This is a genomic window from Amycolatopsis sp. CA-230715 (assembly GCF_018736145.1).
Classification (GTDB): domain Bacteria; phylum Actinomycetota; class Actinomycetes; order Mycobacteriales; family Pseudonocardiaceae; genus Amycolatopsis.
Genome location: NZ_CP059997.1, coordinates 9673441 through 9689912, shown reverse-complemented (window position 1 = coordinate 9689912; position 16472 = coordinate 9673441). Strand labels below are relative to the sequence as shown.

Annotated in this window: 17 protein-coding genes; 7 read left to right on the top strand and 10 right to left on the bottom strand. The window is 70.2% G+C overall.

What is annotated here, in order from left to right; translation table 11 throughout:
- Nucleotides 1-16 precede the first annotated feature (16 nt).
- A complete protein-coding gene (locus HUW46_RS44735; protein ID WP_215544693.1) occupies nucleotides 17-1399 on the top strand; it encodes an OFA family MFS transporter in 1383 nt (460 codons plus the stop codon).
- A gap of 36 nt (nucleotides 1400-1435) precedes the next feature.
- On the opposite strand, the gene HUW46_RS44730 is transcribed toward HUW46_RS44735, so the two are convergent.
- Nucleotides 1436-2173, bottom strand: coding sequence for a GntR family transcriptional regulator (locus tag HUW46_RS44730; protein WP_215544692.1), 738 nt, complete (start codon nucleotides 2171-2173; stop codon nucleotides 1436-1438).
- 267 nt (nucleotides 2174-2440) lie between these two features.
- Between HUW46_RS44730 and HUW46_RS44725 the strand changes: the two genes are divergently transcribed.
- Entirely contained in the window at nucleotides 2441-3424 is a 984-nt protein-coding gene (locus HUW46_RS44725; RefSeq protein ID WP_215544691.1) for a 2-dehydropantoate 2-reductase, read from the top strand.
- Nucleotides 3425-3427: 3 nt separating this feature from the next.
- Here the strand turns inward: HUW46_RS44725 and HUW46_RS44720 are convergent, their stop codons facing one another.
- Nucleotides 3428-4135 carry an aspartate/glutamate racemase family protein gene (locus HUW46_RS44720; RefSeq protein ID WP_215544690.1) on the bottom strand — a complete coding sequence of 236 codons (708 nt, stop codon included), beginning with the start codon at nucleotides 4133-4135 and terminating at the stop codon, nucleotides 3428-3430.
- A 278-nt stretch (nucleotides 4136-4413) separates the two neighbouring features.
- Between HUW46_RS44720 and HUW46_RS44715 the strand changes: the two genes are divergently transcribed.
- A complete protein-coding gene (locus HUW46_RS44715; RefSeq protein ID WP_254125575.1) occupies nucleotides 4414-5187 on the top strand; it encodes a response regulator transcription factor in 774 nt (257 codons plus the stop codon).
- A 258-nt stretch (nucleotides 5188-5445) separates the two neighbouring features.
- Here the strand turns inward: HUW46_RS44715 and HUW46_RS44710 are convergent, their stop codons facing one another.
- Together HUW46_RS44710 and HUW46_RS44705 are read right to left on the bottom strand one after the other, a co-directional pair.
- Nucleotides 5446-6735: a GGDEF domain-containing protein gene (locus HUW46_RS44710; protein ID WP_215544689.1), complete on the bottom strand. Its 1290-nt coding sequence runs from the start codon at nucleotides 6733-6735 to the stop codon at nucleotides 5446-5448.
- Between the two features lie 265 nt (nucleotides 6736-7000).
- Nucleotides 7001-7705 (bottom strand): N-acyl homoserine lactonase family protein, encoded by a 705-nt coding sequence (locus HUW46_RS44705; RefSeq protein WP_215544688.1) that lies wholly within the window; start codon nucleotides 7703-7705, stop codon nucleotides 7001-7003.
- 64 nt (nucleotides 7706-7769) lie between these two features.
- Here HUW46_RS44705 and HUW46_RS44700 point away from each other — a divergent pair, with 64 nt between their 5' ends.
- A complete protein-coding gene (locus tag HUW46_RS44700) occupies nucleotides 7770-8375 on the top strand; it encodes a TetR/AcrR family transcriptional regulator (protein WP_215544687.1) in 606 nt (201 codons plus the stop codon).
- 13 nt (nucleotides 8376-8388) lie between these two features.
- On the opposite strand, the gene HUW46_RS44695 is transcribed toward HUW46_RS44700, so the two are convergent.
- On the bottom strand, nucleotides 8389-9117 hold the full coding sequence (locus HUW46_RS44695) for an alpha/beta fold hydrolase (protein ID WP_215544686.1): 729 nt from the start codon (nucleotides 9115-9117) through the stop codon (nucleotides 8389-8391).
- 45 nt (nucleotides 9118-9162) lie between these two features.
- Here HUW46_RS44695 and HUW46_RS44690 point away from each other — a divergent pair, with 45 nt between their 5' ends.
- Nucleotides 9163-10434 carry a cytochrome P450 gene (locus HUW46_RS44690; protein WP_215544685.1) on the top strand — a complete coding sequence of 424 codons (1272 nt, stop codon included), beginning with the start codon at nucleotides 9163-9165 and terminating at the stop codon, nucleotides 10432-10434.
- A 7-nt stretch (nucleotides 10435-10441) separates the two neighbouring features.
- On the opposite strand, the gene HUW46_RS44685 is transcribed toward HUW46_RS44690, so the two are convergent.
- A complete protein-coding gene (locus HUW46_RS44685) occupies nucleotides 10442-11956 on the bottom strand; it encodes a prenyltransferase/squalene oxidase repeat-containing protein (RefSeq protein ID WP_215544684.1) in 1515 nt (504 codons plus the stop codon).
- A 95-nt stretch (nucleotides 11957-12051) separates the two neighbouring features.
- Between HUW46_RS44685 and HUW46_RS44680 the strand changes: the two genes are divergently transcribed.
- The gene (locus HUW46_RS44680; RefSeq protein ID WP_215544683.1) at nucleotides 12052-12762 is read left to right on the top strand and encodes a TetR/AcrR family transcriptional regulator C-terminal domain-containing protein; all 711 of its coding nucleotides are present in this window, start codon (nucleotides 12052-12054) and stop codon (nucleotides 12760-12762) included.
- Here HUW46_RS44680 and HUW46_RS44675 read toward each other — a convergent pair.
- Complete coding sequence (locus HUW46_RS44675) at nucleotides 12712-13254, bottom strand: hypothetical protein (protein WP_215544682.1); 543 nt, start codon at nucleotides 13252-13254, stop codon at nucleotides 12712-12714. The genes HUW46_RS44680 and HUW46_RS44675 overlap by 51 nt on opposite strands.
- Before the next feature lie 73 nt (nucleotides 13255-13327).
- On the bottom strand, nucleotides 13328-13480 hold the full coding sequence (locus HUW46_RS44670; protein WP_215544681.1) for a hypothetical protein: 153 nt from the start codon (nucleotides 13478-13480) through the stop codon (nucleotides 13328-13330).
- A gap of 289 nt (nucleotides 13481-13769) precedes the next feature.
- On the opposite strand from HUW46_RS44670, the gene HUW46_RS44665 reads away from it, so the two are divergent.
- Entirely contained in the window at nucleotides 13770-13907 is a 138-nt protein-coding gene (locus HUW46_RS44665) for a hypothetical protein (RefSeq protein ID WP_215544680.1), read from the top strand.
- Between the two features lie 11 nt (nucleotides 13908-13918).
- Here the strand turns inward: HUW46_RS44665 and hpaD are convergent, their stop codons facing one another.
- Entirely contained in the window at nucleotides 13919-14962 is a 1044-nt protein-coding gene (gene hpaD, locus HUW46_RS44660; protein ID WP_215544679.1) for a 3,4-dihydroxyphenylacetate 2,3-dioxygenase, read from the bottom strand.
- Nucleotides 14959-16470, bottom strand: a complete 1512-nt coding sequence (gene hpaE / locus HUW46_RS44655; RefSeq protein ID WP_215544678.1) for a 5-carboxymethyl-2-hydroxymuconate semialdehyde dehydrogenase — start codon at nucleotides 16468-16470, stop codon at nucleotides 14959-14961. Before hpaE ends, hpaD begins: the two co-directional genes overlap by 4 nt.
- Nucleotides 16471-16472: the final 2 nt, after the last annotated feature.

The window sequence follows — 16472 nt, the reverse complement described above, 5'->3', positions numbered from 1 at the left end:
ACGAAAGAGAACTCCTATGACCGCAACCGCAGCGACCTACCAGGAGATCGTTGACGAGAACGGACGGATATACCGGACCGGCGAGACCCCGCACGACCTCATGGGGCGCTCGCGCGGTTGGATGATGTGGCTGCCCTGGGTGGCCATGATGGCGGTCAGCGTCTTCGAATACGGATGGGGCGCCGTCACCGAAACACTGTCGGCGAAGTACGGCTGGACCATTTCCGATATCGGCTGGCTGGCCAGCGGCTGGGCCGTTTTCCAAGCGGGCATCGCGTTCCCGGCCGGCAGACTGCGGGAAAAGAACGTCGTGTCGGCGCGGACGGCCATGCTGGTCGGCGCGGTCTGCTCGGGGATCGGGTACTTCACCATCGCGCACACCGGGAACATGGTGCTGGCGATCATCGGCTACTCGGTCATCGGTGGCACCGGCGCCGGACTGGTGTACGCGACCTGCATCAACATGGTCGGCAAGTGGTACCCGGAAAAGCGCGGCGCGCGCACCGGGTTCGTGAACGGCGGCTTCGCCTACGGCTCGGTGCCGTTCATCTACCTGTTCAGCGCGCTGCTCGGACCGGGGAACGTCACCGTGATGCTCGACAGCGTCGGCCTGTACATGCTGGTCCTCGTCGGCGTCTGCGGGTTCCTGTTCAAGGACCCGCCGAAGAGCTGGTGGCCGAAGGAGGTCGACCCGATTTCCTGGGCGCGCAACAGGTCCGGTGCCGCGGGCCTGGCGAAGAACCCGCCCGCGGTGAAGCAGTACACGCCGATGGAGGCGATCAGGACCGGCATGCTCCCGCTCATGTGGGTGTCGCTGGTGATCATCGGCGGCGTATCGCTGTTCGGGATCAACTTCCAGGTCGACTTCGCGGGCGAGAGCCATTTCGGCGCGTTCGTCGCGGCGTCGTCGGCGGGGGTGCTCTCCATCGTCAACGGCACCGGCCGGGCCGTCGTCGGCTGGGTCTCGGACAAGATCGGGCGGCGGCAGACGCTCACCGCGGTGCTGGTGATCGCCGCCATCGGCCAGTTCGGTCTGCTCTACGCCGGGAACACGCACAACCTCGTGCTGTTCATGGTTTTCGCCTTCGTGAACGGGTTCGGCGGCGGCGCCTTCTACCCGTTGTTCGCGGCACTGGTACCGGATTACTTCGGGGAGAACAACAACGCCTCGAACTACGGACTGGTCTACAGCGCGAAACTCGTCGGCGGGGTCGGCGGCGGCGGGGTCGCCGCCGGCGTGATCAGCGCGTGGGGCTACACCGGTGCCTACGTTCTCGCCGGATCCATCGCACTGCTCTCCGCGGTGCTGACGCTGTTCCTGCGCCAGCCAGGCCGGGAGCGCCACCAGCCCGCCGAAATCGGGCTGGTGGCGCGGCCGCCCGCGACCGCGGGCGGCTGACCCCGGCCGCCGGGGAGGCGCCCTGGCCGTGTGCACTCACGGCTGGGGCGCATCCGGGCGTTCATGGTAGGCCTTCCTCGTCCGCTCGGTGTGCTTCGCCATGATCTGCTCGGCCGTGGGGACGTCCTTGGCCGCGATCGCCTTGATCAGCTCCTCGTGCTCGTGCCAGGCGTCCTGCCCCCTCGGCCGGGCGATCGGCGTGTAGTACCAGCGGACGCGCCGGTCGACGAGCCCGATCAGCTCGGCGAGCACCGCGTTCCCGGACAGTTCGGTGATGAACCCGTGCAGCGCCGCGTTGGCCTCGACGAGCCCTTCGGTGTCCTGGGCCTCCAACGCGGTCACGCCGACGTTTTGCAGTTCCCACAGGCGCTCGACGTCGCTTTCGCTCGCGCGTGCCGCGGCGAGGCGGGCGGAATGCGTTTCCAGCACGCCGCGCACGCTCAGCAGTTGATCGGCCTCTTCGTCGGTCGGCATGTGCACGAACGCGCCCTGTGCGGGGCGCAGATCGACCCAGCCCTCGCTTTGCAGTCGCTGGAGCGCTTCTCGCACCGGCTGCCTGCTCACGCCGAGGTACTCCGCGAGATCGGCTTCGACCAGGTGCTGTCCCGGTTCGAGCGTGCGGTTGATGATCAGCTCGGCGAGCGCTTCGTACACGACCTGGCGCAGCGGGGCGGGTCTTTCGACGCGCTTGGCCGCGGTCGACCCGAGCAGACCTTTGGCCGTGCGGCGCCCGGACGGGCCGCGTTCGGGCAAGGGGGAAACGGGCTGGCTCACGGGACACCTCGACAAAGGGTGAAAGGGGCGGCGGATCTCGTTCCAGGATACAGGTTTTGGTATGCAAAATCCCAAAATCACACGCGGGAGTGCCCGTTTGTCCCGAGCTGGCGCAACTCCGGGCAGGGTGCGTGACCCGCCGTGCACCATTTGTCGCGCTCGGGTGGTCTGTCCGGGTGGTGTCGGAGCCTCGGATCGACCAGGCCTGGCTTCTGAATGACACTCGGTATACTGTATGCAATCAAGGATGACCTGGGAGGGCGCGTCATGAAGGTCGCTGTTCTCGGAGCGGGCGCGATCGGCGCCTACGTCGGAGCCGCGCTGCACCGCGGCGGTGCCGAGGTCCACCTGATCGCCAGGGGAGCGCACCTGCGGGCGATGCGCGCGCACGACGTGCGGGTGTTCAGCCCGCGTGGCGACTTCACCGCGCACCCGCACGTCACCGGCGATCCCGCCGAGGTGGGCGAAGCCGACTACGTCTTCCTCGGCCTGAAGGCGAATTCCTACGCGACGTGCGGGCCCCTGCTCGCCCCGCTGCTCGGGCCGGAGACCGCGGTGGTCGCCGCGCAGAACGGGATCCCGTGGTGGTACTTCCACGGGCTGACCGGGCACGCGCTCGAAGGCCGCCGGGTCGAAGCGGTCGATCCCGGCGGCGCGGTCAGCGCGGTGCTCGAAACGCGGCGGGCCGTCGGCTGCGTCGTCTACTGCTCCACGGTCGTCGAGGAGCCCGGGGTGATCCGGCACCTCGAAGGCACGCGGTTTTCCCTCGGCGAGCCGGACGGCGAGATTTCCGCGCGGTGCCGGGCGTTGAGCGCGGCGATGATCGCGGGCGGGTTGAAGGCGCCGGTGGAATCGGCTCTGCGCAACGACATCTGGGTCAAGCTGATGGGCAACGTGGCGTTCAACCCGTTGTCCGCGTTGACGAGGGCCACCATGGCGGAGATGTGCGAGCACGACGAGACCCGCGAGCTGGTGGCCGCGATGATGACCGAGGCGCTCGCGATCGCCCGTGCGACCGGCAGCGACCCCGCGGTGTCGGTGGCCAAGCGCATCGACGGCGCGCGCCGCGTCGGGCACCACAGGACCTCGATGCTGCAGGACCTCGAAGCGGGGAAACCGCTGGAGATCGACGCGATCATCGGGGCGGTGGTCGAACTGGCCGAGCTCACCGGAGTCCCGGCCCCGGCGTTGCGGCGCGTCCACGAAGCGGTCTCGTTGCTGGACCGCACCGTCACCGGTTCCCGCCCGTGACGGTCAGGGGGCGAGCGAGCGGGTGACCGCCGCTTCGGCGTGCAACCGGGTGGTGGGAAACACGGGCACCGGGCTGTCCTCGGCGGAGATCAGCAGCTCGATTTCGGTGCAGCCGAGGATGATTCCCTCCGCGCCCGCTCGCACGAGCCTGCCGATCACGTCCCGGTAGGACTGGCGCGATTCTTCTCGCACCACGCCGAGGCACAGCTCGTCGTAGATGATCCGGTGCACGGTCAGCCGGTCCTCCTCGGGCGGGACGAGCACGCGCAACCCGTGCCCGGCGAGGCGATCGCGGTAGAAGTCCTGCTCCATGGTGAACGCCGTGCCGAGTAGCCCGACCGAGGCCAGCCCATGCCCGGTCACCGCGTCGGCGGTGGCGTCGGCGAGGTGCAGCAACGGAATCCCGACGTTCGCCTGCACGGTGTCTGCCACCTTGTGCATCGTGTTGGTGCAGATCAGCAGGAGCTCCGCGCCCGCTTTTTCCAGTCCCGCGGCGGCTTCCGCCAGTAGTACGCCCGCCTCGTCCCAGCGCCCGGCGACCTGCAGCCGTTCCACCTCGGCGAAGTCCAGCGAGGCGAGGACGCAGCGTGCGGAGTGCAGCCCGCCGAGCCGATCGCGCACGAGTTCGTTGAGCAGCCGGTAGTACTCGGCGCTGCTCTCCCAGCTCATCCCACCCAGTAGTCCGATCACCTTCGGACGATTCGCGGCCATGCCCACATCTTGCCCGCCGCACACCGCCATCCGCCGCCGGGGGATGGGCCGTCCGGCCGTCGAAGAAGGTCCTGTGGATCTTCGGTGCGGCGTCAACGAACCCCGATAGGAAATCGACAGGTTCCAACGCTGGTTGAAGAATCAACTGCATCGATAGCGTGACTGAGCTGATACCAGAAGTGCCAGCAGGCGCGGGCGGGGCCGGTGTCGGACGGGCCCCGTCGAGCTGCCTCCGATCGCGCTGAGGTGGGAGATGGGAAGCGATGGAGCCGGTCTCGGTGGTGAAGGTGAGGGCACTCGGGGGAGAAGGGGTGGCGACGGTGGGCGGACGCGGGGCGCCGGCCGGGGTGCTGGTGGTCAACGGTGACCGCCGCGCCGCTGGTGTGCTGGCGAACCTGTTCTCCCGCAACGGATACGAGGTCGCGCAGGCGCACGACGGCTACCGGGGGCTGGAACTGGCGCTGTCGCGGCGGTTCGACGTCGCGGTCATCGATCGCGGGTTGCCGGTGCTCACCGGGTTGGAGCTGGTCGGCAGGCTCCGGTCGGCCGGCGCGTCCGCGCCGTCGATCATGCTGACCTCGTGCGCGACCGTCCGTGACCGGGTCGAGGGCCTGCACGCGGGCGCGGACGACTGCCTCGGTGCCCCGTTCGACGTCGCCGAGCTGCTGGCGAGGGTTCGCGCGCTGCGGCGGCGGAACGGGGGCGCGCAGGACACGCTCCGGCTGGACGCGGCGCGGATCGACCTCCGCAGCCGGGCGGTCGCCCTTCCCGACGGCGGGCAGGTGCCGCTGACGAAGCAGGAGTGCGCGCTGCTGGCCGCGCTGTGCCGGGAGCCGCAGCGCGTGTTCTCGCGCGCGAGCCTGCACGAGCTGATCTTCCCCGGCACCCAGTCGAAGTCCATTGTGGACACTTACGTCTACCACCTGCGGCGCAAGCTCGGCAGGACGGTCGTGCTGACCGTGCACGGCGTCGGCTACCGGCTCGGCGCCGTACGCCCCGTCGCCACGCGACACAGCACCCCAGCCGATCCGATCCCCTCCGCCGCCCGCTAAAGCCGCTGGCGCACCTGGAAATCCACTCGCCCGCCTACACATCCGAGTGCCGCGAGGTCCGGGCCGAAGGCCCGGCCACTCCCAACCCAGCCACGCACCCGGCGATCCGACGCGCCCCGCGCGGCGGAAGCGTGCAGTCGGTCGCAGGGCCCCCTGGGCCCTCTAAATTTGCGATGGCAGGGCGCACCCCGCGACAAACCGGCGGGTCAAGCCGGGAGCCGCGCCCTGGCAGCGCAAATTTTGCCGACCGATAGAAAACTACGCGATTCGGTTGCGTCCGGCGTTCTTGGCTCGGTAGCAGGCCATGTCGGCGGCGTCGAGCAGGCGCTGGAGGCCGGTGCCCGCGTTCGGGTAGGTCGCCGTGCCGATGGACGCGGAGAGTCCGGTGATCTCGACCGCCGCGCCGTCTTCGCCGATGGCGACGGTGAGGTCGTTGATCGCGGTGCGGATGCGTTCGGCGATACCGGTGATCCCGGCATCGCCGATCCCGGGGAGCAGCACGAGGAACTCCTCGCCGCCGTAGCGGCCGACGGCGTCGTTGTGGTCCCGCACGTGCGCGGTGATCGCCGCGCCGACGGCGCGGAGCACGCGGTCGCCAGCGGAATGGCCGTAGGTGTCGTTGACCCGCTTGAAGAAGTCCAGGTCGATCATCAGCAGACCGAACGTCGTTTCGCGGCTCTGCGCCCGCGCCAGCTCGCGTTCGGCGAGGGCGGTCCAGCCGGAGGCGTTGAACAACCCGGTCTTGTCGTCGCGGGACGCGGCGGATTCGAGTTGCTTGATCAGCACCGTGCGGTGCAGGAGCACGAGCGGCGGCACCACCAGCAGGCTGAGCGCGGGGTGGATCGTGATCGCGAGCGCGTTGAGCGCGCCGAGGCACAGGGTGGCGAGTTCGAGCCCGTTGTCCGCCCAGTCCCCGAACAGCTCGCGCGGGGTGCGGCCGATCCGCTTGCGCGCGGGCAGCACCAGCAGCGCGTTGATGGCGAAGTACACCACGACGGCGGCGCTGAGCACGCCGATCCCGGCCCAGCCGCCGTCCAGCAGCGCGCGCATTCCGGTGAACCCGGCCGAGGTGAGCAGCCACCAGGTCAGGTAGCAGGTGAGCACGATGACGGTCGCGTTGCTGATCGCGCGGAACGGCGGTACCCGGTGCATGCGGTACCAGCACCGCACCCCGAGGTGGGTGTAGAGCACGATCGTCAGCGCGGCGGTCAGCACCGGCGGGAGCAGCAGCACCCCGGCGAAGGTCCAGACCGAGGTCATGTTGATGTGCGGCACGTTGCCGACCCGGCGGCGGAGCCGCTCGACCTGCATGCCCGTCTCGGCTTGGCCGATGCCGAGCGCCGCCAGTGCGCCGAAGACCGCAAGATCGGTGCGCAGCGGCGGGGCGGCGTGCAGCAGCGGAACCGTCGCCGCGAGCATCACGAGTTCGGAAACCAGGCAGTAGGCGATCGCGCGCGTCCCCTGCGACCACAGCGCCCACCGGGCCGGAGCGACGATCGCGTCACGAAGACCGCCCCGTCTGGCCGGCTGTCGATCACCGCTGCCCATACTCACCGCACCGGCTCACCGGAGCCGGCGTGCGCGGCGACCCGCACGCCGTCGCACCAGGTCACGGCGTTGGAGAGGGGGTGCCCCCATGCGCAACCGTGAAAACTGAGCGACATCGGTTTCCCTTCGTCGACCGGGTCCGCCGTCGCGGCGGACACCATTCGCGGGCCGGCCGGTCAGCGGTGATTGGCCGGTCCGCCCGTCCAACTATGGACAGTGCGACCCGCTCGGCGCCAGCATCACCGACGGCGAATTCCGGAACCGCTCAGCGGTAGGCGAACGGCGCCGGGCGCAATGCTGTCCACTGTGCGGGATCGTGGCTGTAGACGACCATCGCCACCCGCTCCCGGTCCGCCAGGTCCATCAGCGCCCGCTGGCTCGCTCGCGTGGCCCGCTCGTCGTGGTCGAACGACGAGATCTCCCTGGTGTCCGGGTCAGAGCCGGCGAGCCAGGCGTCGCCCGCGATGAGCACCGGCCCGGTCTCGGGCAGCCGGACGAGCACGGACTGGTGGCCGGGTACGTGACCACCGCTCGCCACGAGGTCGACACCGGGCACGAGGGTGGTGTCGCCGTCCACGAGCCGGTAGCGCAGCCCGTCCCACTGCGCCCGGAGCCATTCGTAGCGCAGGAGTCCGGACCCGCACGCGTGGTCGTACTGCTCGCGCTGCACCACGAACTCCGCGCCGGGGAAGGCGTCGTTCGCCCCGGCGTGGTCGGGATCGAAATGCGTCACGACGACGGTCGCGATGTCGGCCGCGCTCAGGCCTTCCTGGCGGAGCCTGCCGAGCACGTGCGATTCCTCGGTCACCAGGAACGGGGCCGCGGGGTCGTCGATCATCGACGCGGGACAGCCGGTGTCGACGAGGACGTGGCTCCCGTCGCGGAGTTCGAGCAGGCAGACGGTGATCGGCAGCCCGTTTTCGCGGACGGACGCGGTGCGGAACACGCGCAGGGAAACCACCTCGGTCATGACCGAGGATAAACATGAACGACTACAAATTTGCAATGGTTCAGATGGGCGATAGGCTGCCGGGGTGGAGCCGGGCCGTCGTGAGCGCAAGAAGAACCAGACCCGCAAGGCCATCGCCGAAGAGGCCGCGCGCCTGTTCGGGGAGCGGGGTTTCGAAGCGGTGACCATCGCCGAGATCGCGGACGCCGCGGATGTCGCCGTCGGCACCGTGTTCAACTACTTCCGGAGCAAGGAGGCGCTGTTCTTCGACCTCGCCGACGACCTCGTCGCCCGCTTGGCCGAAGCCGTGCGGGACCTGCCGCCGGGGCCGGAGCTCATCGCGGCGTTCCGTCGATGGCACGACGGCGAACTTGATCACCTGCTCGACCCCCGCGGACACGAGAGAGTGCGGCGCTTCTTCGGCACGATCGCCGCCAGTGCCACGCTTCGCGCCTACGAACCCCAGCTCTACCAGCGCTACCAAGACGCGCTCGAACACGCCATGGCGATACCGCACCCGGGCGACCCGACCCCGCGCCTGCTGGCCGCGCAACTGGTTGCCCTGCACCGGGAAGTGATCCGCACGTGCCGCGACCACGTCCTTCGTGGCGCCGCGTCCTCGACCCTCCAGCGGCAGGCCGCCGCCGTCACCGCTCGTGCCTTTTCGATGCTTCGCGTGCCCGATGCTTAGAGCGGCGTAGTGCTCAGACTCCGAAGCGCGCCAGCAGGGTGCGGACGATCGCCGGGTCTTCGACGTGGGCGTTGTGCCCGAGGCCGGTGAGGGTGACCGCGTCCGGATCGAGGGCGCGTAGCTGCTCGGGACGGCTCATGTGGTCGGTTTCGCCCGCGGCCAGCACGACCGGGCAGCGTGCCGCGGCGAGCAGCGCCGGCATGTCCGGTGCGCCGACGCCGAACGCGGCCTGGTCCATCGCGAGGCGCCAGCCCTCTTCGGTTTCGCGGAGCCCGTCCGGGTCGGCGGGTGCGATCCCGAGCAGCCCGGAGACCTTGAGGTAGGCCTGTTCGGCGTCTTCCCTCGTCACGAAGACGCGTGCGGGTTTGGCCGCGAGCGCCGCCGCGCGATCGAGATCGTCCTGGCTCCACTCCACTTTCACGCCGAGGGCAAGTACGCCGGCGACCTCGACGTCGTACTTGCCGGACGCGAGTTCGAGCGCGAGCACGCCGCCCAGCGAATGCCCGGCGACGACCACTGGGCCCTCGCCGGACAGCGCCCGCGCTACGGCCGCGGTGAGCGTGGCGAAGCTGTACTGCGGTAGGGGAGCGGACTGGCCGTGGCCGGGCAGGTCGGGCGCCAGGACGCGCCGGTCGAGCAGCCCGGAGAACCGGTCCCACACGGCGCCGGTCGCGCCGAGGCCGTGCAGGAGGAGGACGGCTGGTTCGCCTTCGCCGCGGGTGCGCATGGTGAGCGTGTCCATGCGGGGAGCCTGCCCGAGACGGCCCGGCGCCGCTAGGGTCGGTCCGTGGGGATCACCGATCCGGACACCTACGTGCGGGGTGTCCCGTACGACGAGCTGGCGCGGCTGCGGCACGCGTCGCCGGTGGCGCGCGTCGACGACTTCTGGGCCGTGCTGCGGCACGCCGACGTGCGGCGGGTGCTGCGCGATCCGGCGGTGTTCTCCTCGCAGCTCGGCGGGACGCAGATCCGCGACCCCGCCACCGACGGGGATCTGGCGTACGTGCGCCGGATGATGCTCAACATGGATCCGCCCGAGCACGGCAGGCTGCGCGGGCTGCTCACGAAGGCGTTCACGCCGCGTGCCGTCGCGAAGCTGACCGAGCAGATCGAGACGCGAGCGTGGGAGCTGATCGCGGCCGTCGCCGAACGAGGCGAGTGCGATTTCGCGAAGGTCGCCGCCGATCTGCCGCTGCTCACCCTCGCCGCGGTGTTCGGGGTGCCGGAGCAGGACCGGCGGCTGATGTACGACTGGAGCAACCGCGTGATCGGCTACCAGGACGCCGAGTACGCGGTCAGCGCCACCGTGGACACTTCTGCCGCTTCGGCGGTGACCGACCTGGCGCGGACCGCGCTCGCTGTCCGCCCGTCTCCCGGCGCGGACGGCTCGATGCCGGACCCGCGGACGCGCGCCGGGATGCCGGACCTCTACGCGTACGCGAACGCCCTCGGCGAGTATAAGCGCTCGCACCCGGGCCACGACGTGATGAGCAACCTGATGCGGCACGTCGGCGACGACGGCGGCCGTGTCTCCCTCGCCGAGTTCGAGAACCTGTTCTGGCTGTTTTCCGTGGCGGGCAACGAAACCCTGCGCAACGGGCTGCCGGGCGGAATGCTGGCGCTGCTCTCGCACCCCGAGCAGTACCGGCGGCTGCTGGCTGACCGGTCGCTGCTGCCGTCGGCGGTCGAAGAGATGCTGCGCTGGTGGACGCCGGTGATGCACTTCCGCCGCACGGCGACCGCCGACGTCCGGCTGTCCGATGTGGACATCAGAGCCGGTGAGAAGGTGGTGGTCTGGTTCTCCGCGGCGAACCGCGATCCCGAGGTCTTCGCCGACCCGGACACCTTCGACATCGCCCGTACCCCGAACGACCACCTGACCTTTGGCCACGGCCCGCACTTCTGCCTCGGCGCGCACTTGGCCAAGGTGCAGCTGCGGGCGATGTTCGGCGCCGTGCTCGACCTCCTCGGCGAGGTTTCGCTTGCGGGCGACCCGATCCGGCTGCGGTCGAACTTCCAGAACGGCCTCAAGTCCCTGCCGATCCGGTGGGCCCGCTGAGGCGAAGTCAGCGGGCTCGCGCGATCGTGTGGCGGGCGGCCAGCACGGCCGCCCGCACCACCCGTATCGGTGAGAAGAAGTCCTTGACCAGCCACAGCGGAGTGATGGTCTCGTCGACGACTTCGTTGCGCAGCACCGGTTCCGCGGCGTCGAACGCCTCGGCGATCCCAGGCCCCGACCCGGCCCGCAGGATCAGGGTGGCGTACGCGGTTTCCTCCGCGGTCACCCAGCGGACGCCCCAGCCGCCGCTCTCCTGGCGCGTTTCGAGTGTCCACTCGACGGCACGGCGGACCGCTTCCGCCGAGCGCCCGCCGCCGTACACGGACAGTGCTTCGACCGCGCAAACCGTTGCGTAGTAAGGGGAGCAGTGCCAGAAGTCGGTCCAGCTGCCGCTGTCGTCCTGCTGGTCGAGCAGCCAGTCCACGTTGCGCCGCAACACCGGCTCGAACCGTTCCCGCACCTCCTGGCGCTCGGCCACGTACCGGCCGAGCAGTCCGATCGTGTGGCCGTTGGTCGCGGGCGAGGAGACCGGTTCACCGGGGTAGATCTCGAAGTGGTCGCCGGTCCAGTACTTCATCAGGCCGTCGAGGCTCGGCTCGCGACCGTGGCAGAGCAGCGCGTTGAGCACGGCCGCGGTGTCGTCGCCGTCCACGGTCAGGTCCTTGCCGCCCGCGATGCCGTACTCGCCGAGTTCGGCTTCCATGCGGTCGAGCACGATTTCCGGGCAGTCGTGCCCGACCCCGTGCCAGACGAAGGTGTTCAGCATCCACGCCTGTTCGAACAGGTCGATCGGTGCCGCGACCGGGACCAGGCCGCCGCGGTCGCGCTGCAGGCCGTCGAGGAAGCGGCCCGCCGGGCTGTCCGGTGCGGGCGCTTCCCGCAACCAGCCCGCGGTCCCGGCGGGGGAGCAGCTCACCGAGCCCGCGTACGGGTGCGGTGCGGGCCACGGGGGTCCGGCCGGGGTGGCGATCTCCCATGCGTGCCAGAGGTCGTCCGGCAGCGGTTTGCCGTCCTCGGCGTCCTGCCTCAGCTGCGCGAGCCGGTCGATGGCGCACCCAGCCGGTGGCGCCAGCCGGGGGAGCCCGGCTCGGTCGAGATGACCGTTGAGCCGGTCGACCAGCATCGGCACGATCAGTTCCACCCCGATGGTGACCGGCGCGCCGCCGGCGTACCGCCCGCCCGGCGCGAGCCAGTCGCGGATCACCGCCAACCCGCGCGTGGCGATCTCCCGCACCCGGTCGCGCGACACCACGTCGTCGGCGGGTTCGTTTCTCGCCAGCACCGCGAGCAGCGCCTCCGTCGCGCTGAGGGTGCCGTTGAACGCGAACCCGTCCTGGCCCCACGCGCCGTCGGCGCCCTGCCCGGCGCACAGGAACCGCAAGCGCTCCGCGTGCCCGCCGAGCCACGGCGCGTCGGACACCAGCCGTGCGCACTCGTACACGGACGGCGTCAGCCACGCCCACGGATCGGCCGCCGAGTCTTCGAGCATCTTGTTCGCCGCCGCGCGGAAATCGTCGGTCATACCCGCCTTCCTACCGTGCCGGGCGCCGCTCCGCCGCGTGGTTGGCACAACCGGTCCCACGAAGTCCATTGTGGAGTGTAGGTAGGCTGGGGAGCATGCCGCGCGACACCCTGACCAGGGAGCAGATCGTCGAGGCCGCCGTGGCGGTGCTCGACGCCGAGGGCGTGGACGGCTTGAACATGCGGCGGCTCGGCGCGCGGCTCGGTGCCGCGGCCACCGCGGTGTACTGGCACGTGAAGAACAAGGACGATCTGGTGGTGCTCGCCTGCGATCACGTGTGGGGTGAGATCGCCCTTCCCGATCCGGGCGAGGTGGGCTGGCGTGCGGCGGCGGCCGCGCTGGCGACCGGTGCGCGCGAAATGGTCGGCAGGCACTTCTGGCTGGTGTCGGCGATGGGCACGCACCTCGTCTACGGTCCGGGGAAGGCCCGCTACGACGACCACTGCCTCGGCGTGTACGAAACCGCCGGTTTCCGCGGGCCGGGTGCCGACCAGGCGGCCGCGACGGTGCTCATGTTCGTGCTCGGCGCCGCACAGGGCGAAGCGGCCGAGTCGGCGTGGCGGGCACGCCTGCGACGGGACGGCGCCGACGCGGAGGCGCGGGTGAACGAGACCGTCGAGCGGATCGGCGAAATCGCACGAGCGTTCCCGAGGTTGCGCGAGCGCGCCCTGCCGTCGCCCGATCCCGCCACCGAGCCGGACGAAGACAGCTTCGAGTTCGGTCTTCGCGTCGTTCTCGACGGTTTGGAAGCGCGGCTACCCGAAATAGCTTCCCGCGGCCGCCAGCAGGGCGATCACCAGCACTGAGCCGAGCGTGGTCAGCGCGAAGCGGACGACCTGCAGCGGGCGGAGCCAGTACGGGAACTCCCGTGCCGCCGCGGCGACCACGGCGCGGCCGTCGACGGCTCGCGCGGCCGCGTCGCGGGACTTCCGGAAAGCCGATTCGACGGACCGGGCGGCGAAGACCTGACCGGCGGTGACGAAACCGCCGGCGGTCATCAGGATCGCCGCGACGACGAAGGACGCGATCCGCCCCACCCCGATACCGGCGAGGTTCATCGCGCCCAGCGCCGTCAGCAGCGCGGCGAGGGCGAACGGGAACAGCGCTTCCTTGCCGGTTTCGGCGAACCTGACCTGGTGCTCGGCGAGCACGCGCGCGGCGAACCCCTGCCCGGTCACCTCCGCCTCGGCCGCCCGCTGCGCCGCCGCGCCGTGGCGCAGCGCGGCGACCGGGATGACGGCGAAAGTCATGGCCAGCAGGAACTGCAGAACGGACGCGGACACGACGAGAGCAGGCACGGTGAACCCCCAGGATCACTTGCACTTAGTTCAAGTCGAAGATAGCGAGAACTTGAACTAAGTGCAAGTAGGGTTAACCGTCCACAGTGGACCTGGTTGACCTGGCGGCGGCCCGCCCGGACCGGGCGCGGTCCAGCTGGCGTAATCTGGCCTCGGCCACGCGCAGCACCATGGCCAGTGACAGGACCATGCCGATCAGCACCACCGTGAACCCGAGATCGCTCATCGTCGGCGAACTCCTCCGTCTCGCAGGGCTCGCGACGGGGCACCGTGTCGCGAGTTCCCGTCAGCGTCGTCCCGGAGGCGGCGGATTCCGATGAGCGCGGACGCATCTTTGACGGGGGCGGCGCCGCACTTGACGGGACGTTGACACCTGCCACGGCGGTGGGACGTCAACAAGGCACGCGACACCGTCAAAGCGGCGTCAAGACGCCGGGTGCGGGCGGCTTTCCGTGCCACGATGGGGAATCCACGCGTCCGCGAGCGAAACCCGGCCGCCGATCGAGGAATCCCGTATGGACGAAGCCGAGCCGGTGCGCGAAGAACCCCGCGCACTGGAACCCGAGGTGGAGCGGGCCTGCTGGCCACTGCGGGCGCCGCGGTGGTGGATGCTCGCGCCCCCGGTCGAGGCGCCGCCGGAGCGACCGCGTTAGCCCGCCAGGGCTCAGACCTGTTGCCCGAGCTTGAACCCTTCTTGGTCCGCGGTGTAGGCGAACCCGTCCGCGCCGACGGTGACGTCGGCCTCGCGGGCTTCGGCACGGGCGATGACCGGTTTCGGCTGACCGTCGAGATCGAGGACGAGCGAGGCGTCGGAGTACCAGCTCGGCACCACGGGGTTTCCCCACCAGTCCCGGCGCTGGTTGTCGTGGACGTCCCAGGTGATCACCGGGTTGTCCGGGTCGCCGGTGTAGTAGTCGTGCGTGTAGATCTCGATGCGGTGGCCGTCCGGGTCGCGCACGTAGAGGTAGAAGGCGTTCGAAACGCCGTGGCGGCCGGGACCGCGTTCGATCATGCCGGACCGCCGGAGCGCGCCGAGGTGATCGCAGATGTGCAGGATCTGGTGCCGTTCGTGGGTGGCGAAAGCGATGTGGTGCAGGCGCGGGCCGTCGCCGCCGGTCAGCGCGACATCGTGCACGGTCGGCTTGCGGAACATCCACGCGGCGTAGACCGTGCCCTCGTCGTCCTGGATGTCCTCCGAAACCCGGAATCCCAGTCCCTCGTAGTACTTCCGCGCCACGGGCACGTCCGGGGTCGCGATGTTGAAGTGGTCCAACCGGGACAGTGCGCCGGCGCCGTGCGCGTCGTAGCGCTGGGTGAACCGCTCCACGTGCTCGGCTTCGTGGAAGAACTCGACGGGGAAGCCGAGCGGATCTTCGATCCGCACGGCCTCCCCGATGCCCCGCGTCGCACCGGCCGGGCGCCGTTCGACGCGCACCCCCAGTTCGCGGTAGTAGGCCTCGGCGAGGTCGAGGTCCACTTCGGACCGAACCCGGTAGGCCAGCACCGCCAGCGCGGGTACCTCGCCCTTGCGCAGGACCAGGGAATGGTGCAGGAACTCCTCGAACGCGCGCAGGTAGATCGCGTCTTCGTCTTCGCGGGTGACGACGAGGCCAAGCACGTCCACATAGAACGCGCGGGACGCGGCGAGATCGGTGACGACCAGTTCCGCGTAGGCGCAGCGGAGCACGTCCGGTGGGGCTGCGGTCATGACTGTTCCTTCGGTGAGGCCCCGAAACGGGCGGTGTGGACGGGCCCGAGCGACACGTGGATCGCCTGCTGGTCGGTGTAGAAGTCGAGCGAGCGGTAGCCGCCCTCGTGCCCGAGACCGGACGCCTTGACGCCGCCGAACGGGGTCCGCAGATCGCGCACGTTGTGCGAGTTGAGCCAGACCATCCCGGCCTCGACGGACTGCGCGAAGGTGTGCGCGCGGGTGAGATCGGCGGTCCAGAGGTAGGCGGCGAGCCCGTACTTCACGTCGTTGGCAAGGGAAAGCGCCTCGGCTTCGGTGTCGAACGGGGTGATCGCGACGACCGGGCCGAAGATCTCCTCCTGGAAGATCCGCGCGTCCGGGGGGACATCGGCGAACACCGTGGGCGCCACGTAGTTCCCGGTGTCCAAACCGGACGGACGGCCGCCGCCGGCGAGCAGCCGTCCCTCGGACTTGCCGAGCTCGACGTAGCTCATCACCTTGGCGTAGTGCTCGGGGTGGACGAGCGCGCCGACCTCGGTCGCCGGGTCGTGCGGGTCACCGACCACGATGTTCCGCGCCCGCTCGGCGTAGCGCGCGCAGAACTCGTCGTAGATCCCGCGTTCGACGAGGATCCGGCTTCCCGCGGTGCAGCGTTCGCCGTTGAGCGAGAACACCCCGAACAGCGTCGAATCCAGTGCCGCGTCGAGATCGGCGTCGGCGAACACGATGGCGGGCGACTTGCCGCCCAGTTCCATCGACATGCCCTTGAGCCCCGCCGCGCAGTTGCGGAAGATCGTCTGGCCGGTGGTGGTCTCGCCGGTGAACGAGATCAGCGGGACGTCGGGATGGCGGACGAGCGCGTCACCCGCTTCCTCGCCGAACCCGTTGACGAGGTTGAACACCCCCTCCGGCAGCCCGGCGTCGGTGAAGATCTCGGCCCACAGGCTCGCCGAGAGCGGGGTGAACTCCGCGGGCTTGAGCACGACCGTGCAGCCCGAAGCCAGTGCCGGCGCGAGCTTCCAGCTCTCCAGCATGAACGGGGTGTTCCACGGCGTGATGAGCCCGGCCACCCCGATCGGCTTGCGGTGCACGTAGTTCATCTGCCGCCCCGGCACCCGGTAGGTGTCGTCGGCCTGCGCCACGACGAGATCGGCGAAGAACCGGAAGTTCTCCGCCGCGCGGCGCGCCTGGCCGAGCGCCTGGGTGATCGGCAAGCCGGTGTCGAAGGTCTCCAGCTCGGCGAGGCGGGCGTCCTGTGCTTCGACGGCGTCCGCGATCTTGTTGAGCACCGCGGCACGCGCGCGGGGGAGCATGCCGGGCCACGGACCGTCGACGAAAGCCTTGCGCGCGGCGGCCACGGCGAGGTCGACGTCCTCGGCCAGCCCGGCCGAGGCGGTGACGTAGGGCTGGTTCGACACCGGGTCCAGCACGTCGAAGGTCTTGCCGGACACGCTGTCGACCAGTTCGCCGCCGATGTAGTGCTGGATCTTCGACGGCAGGCCGTCGGGTACGTAGTGCTTCGCCACGC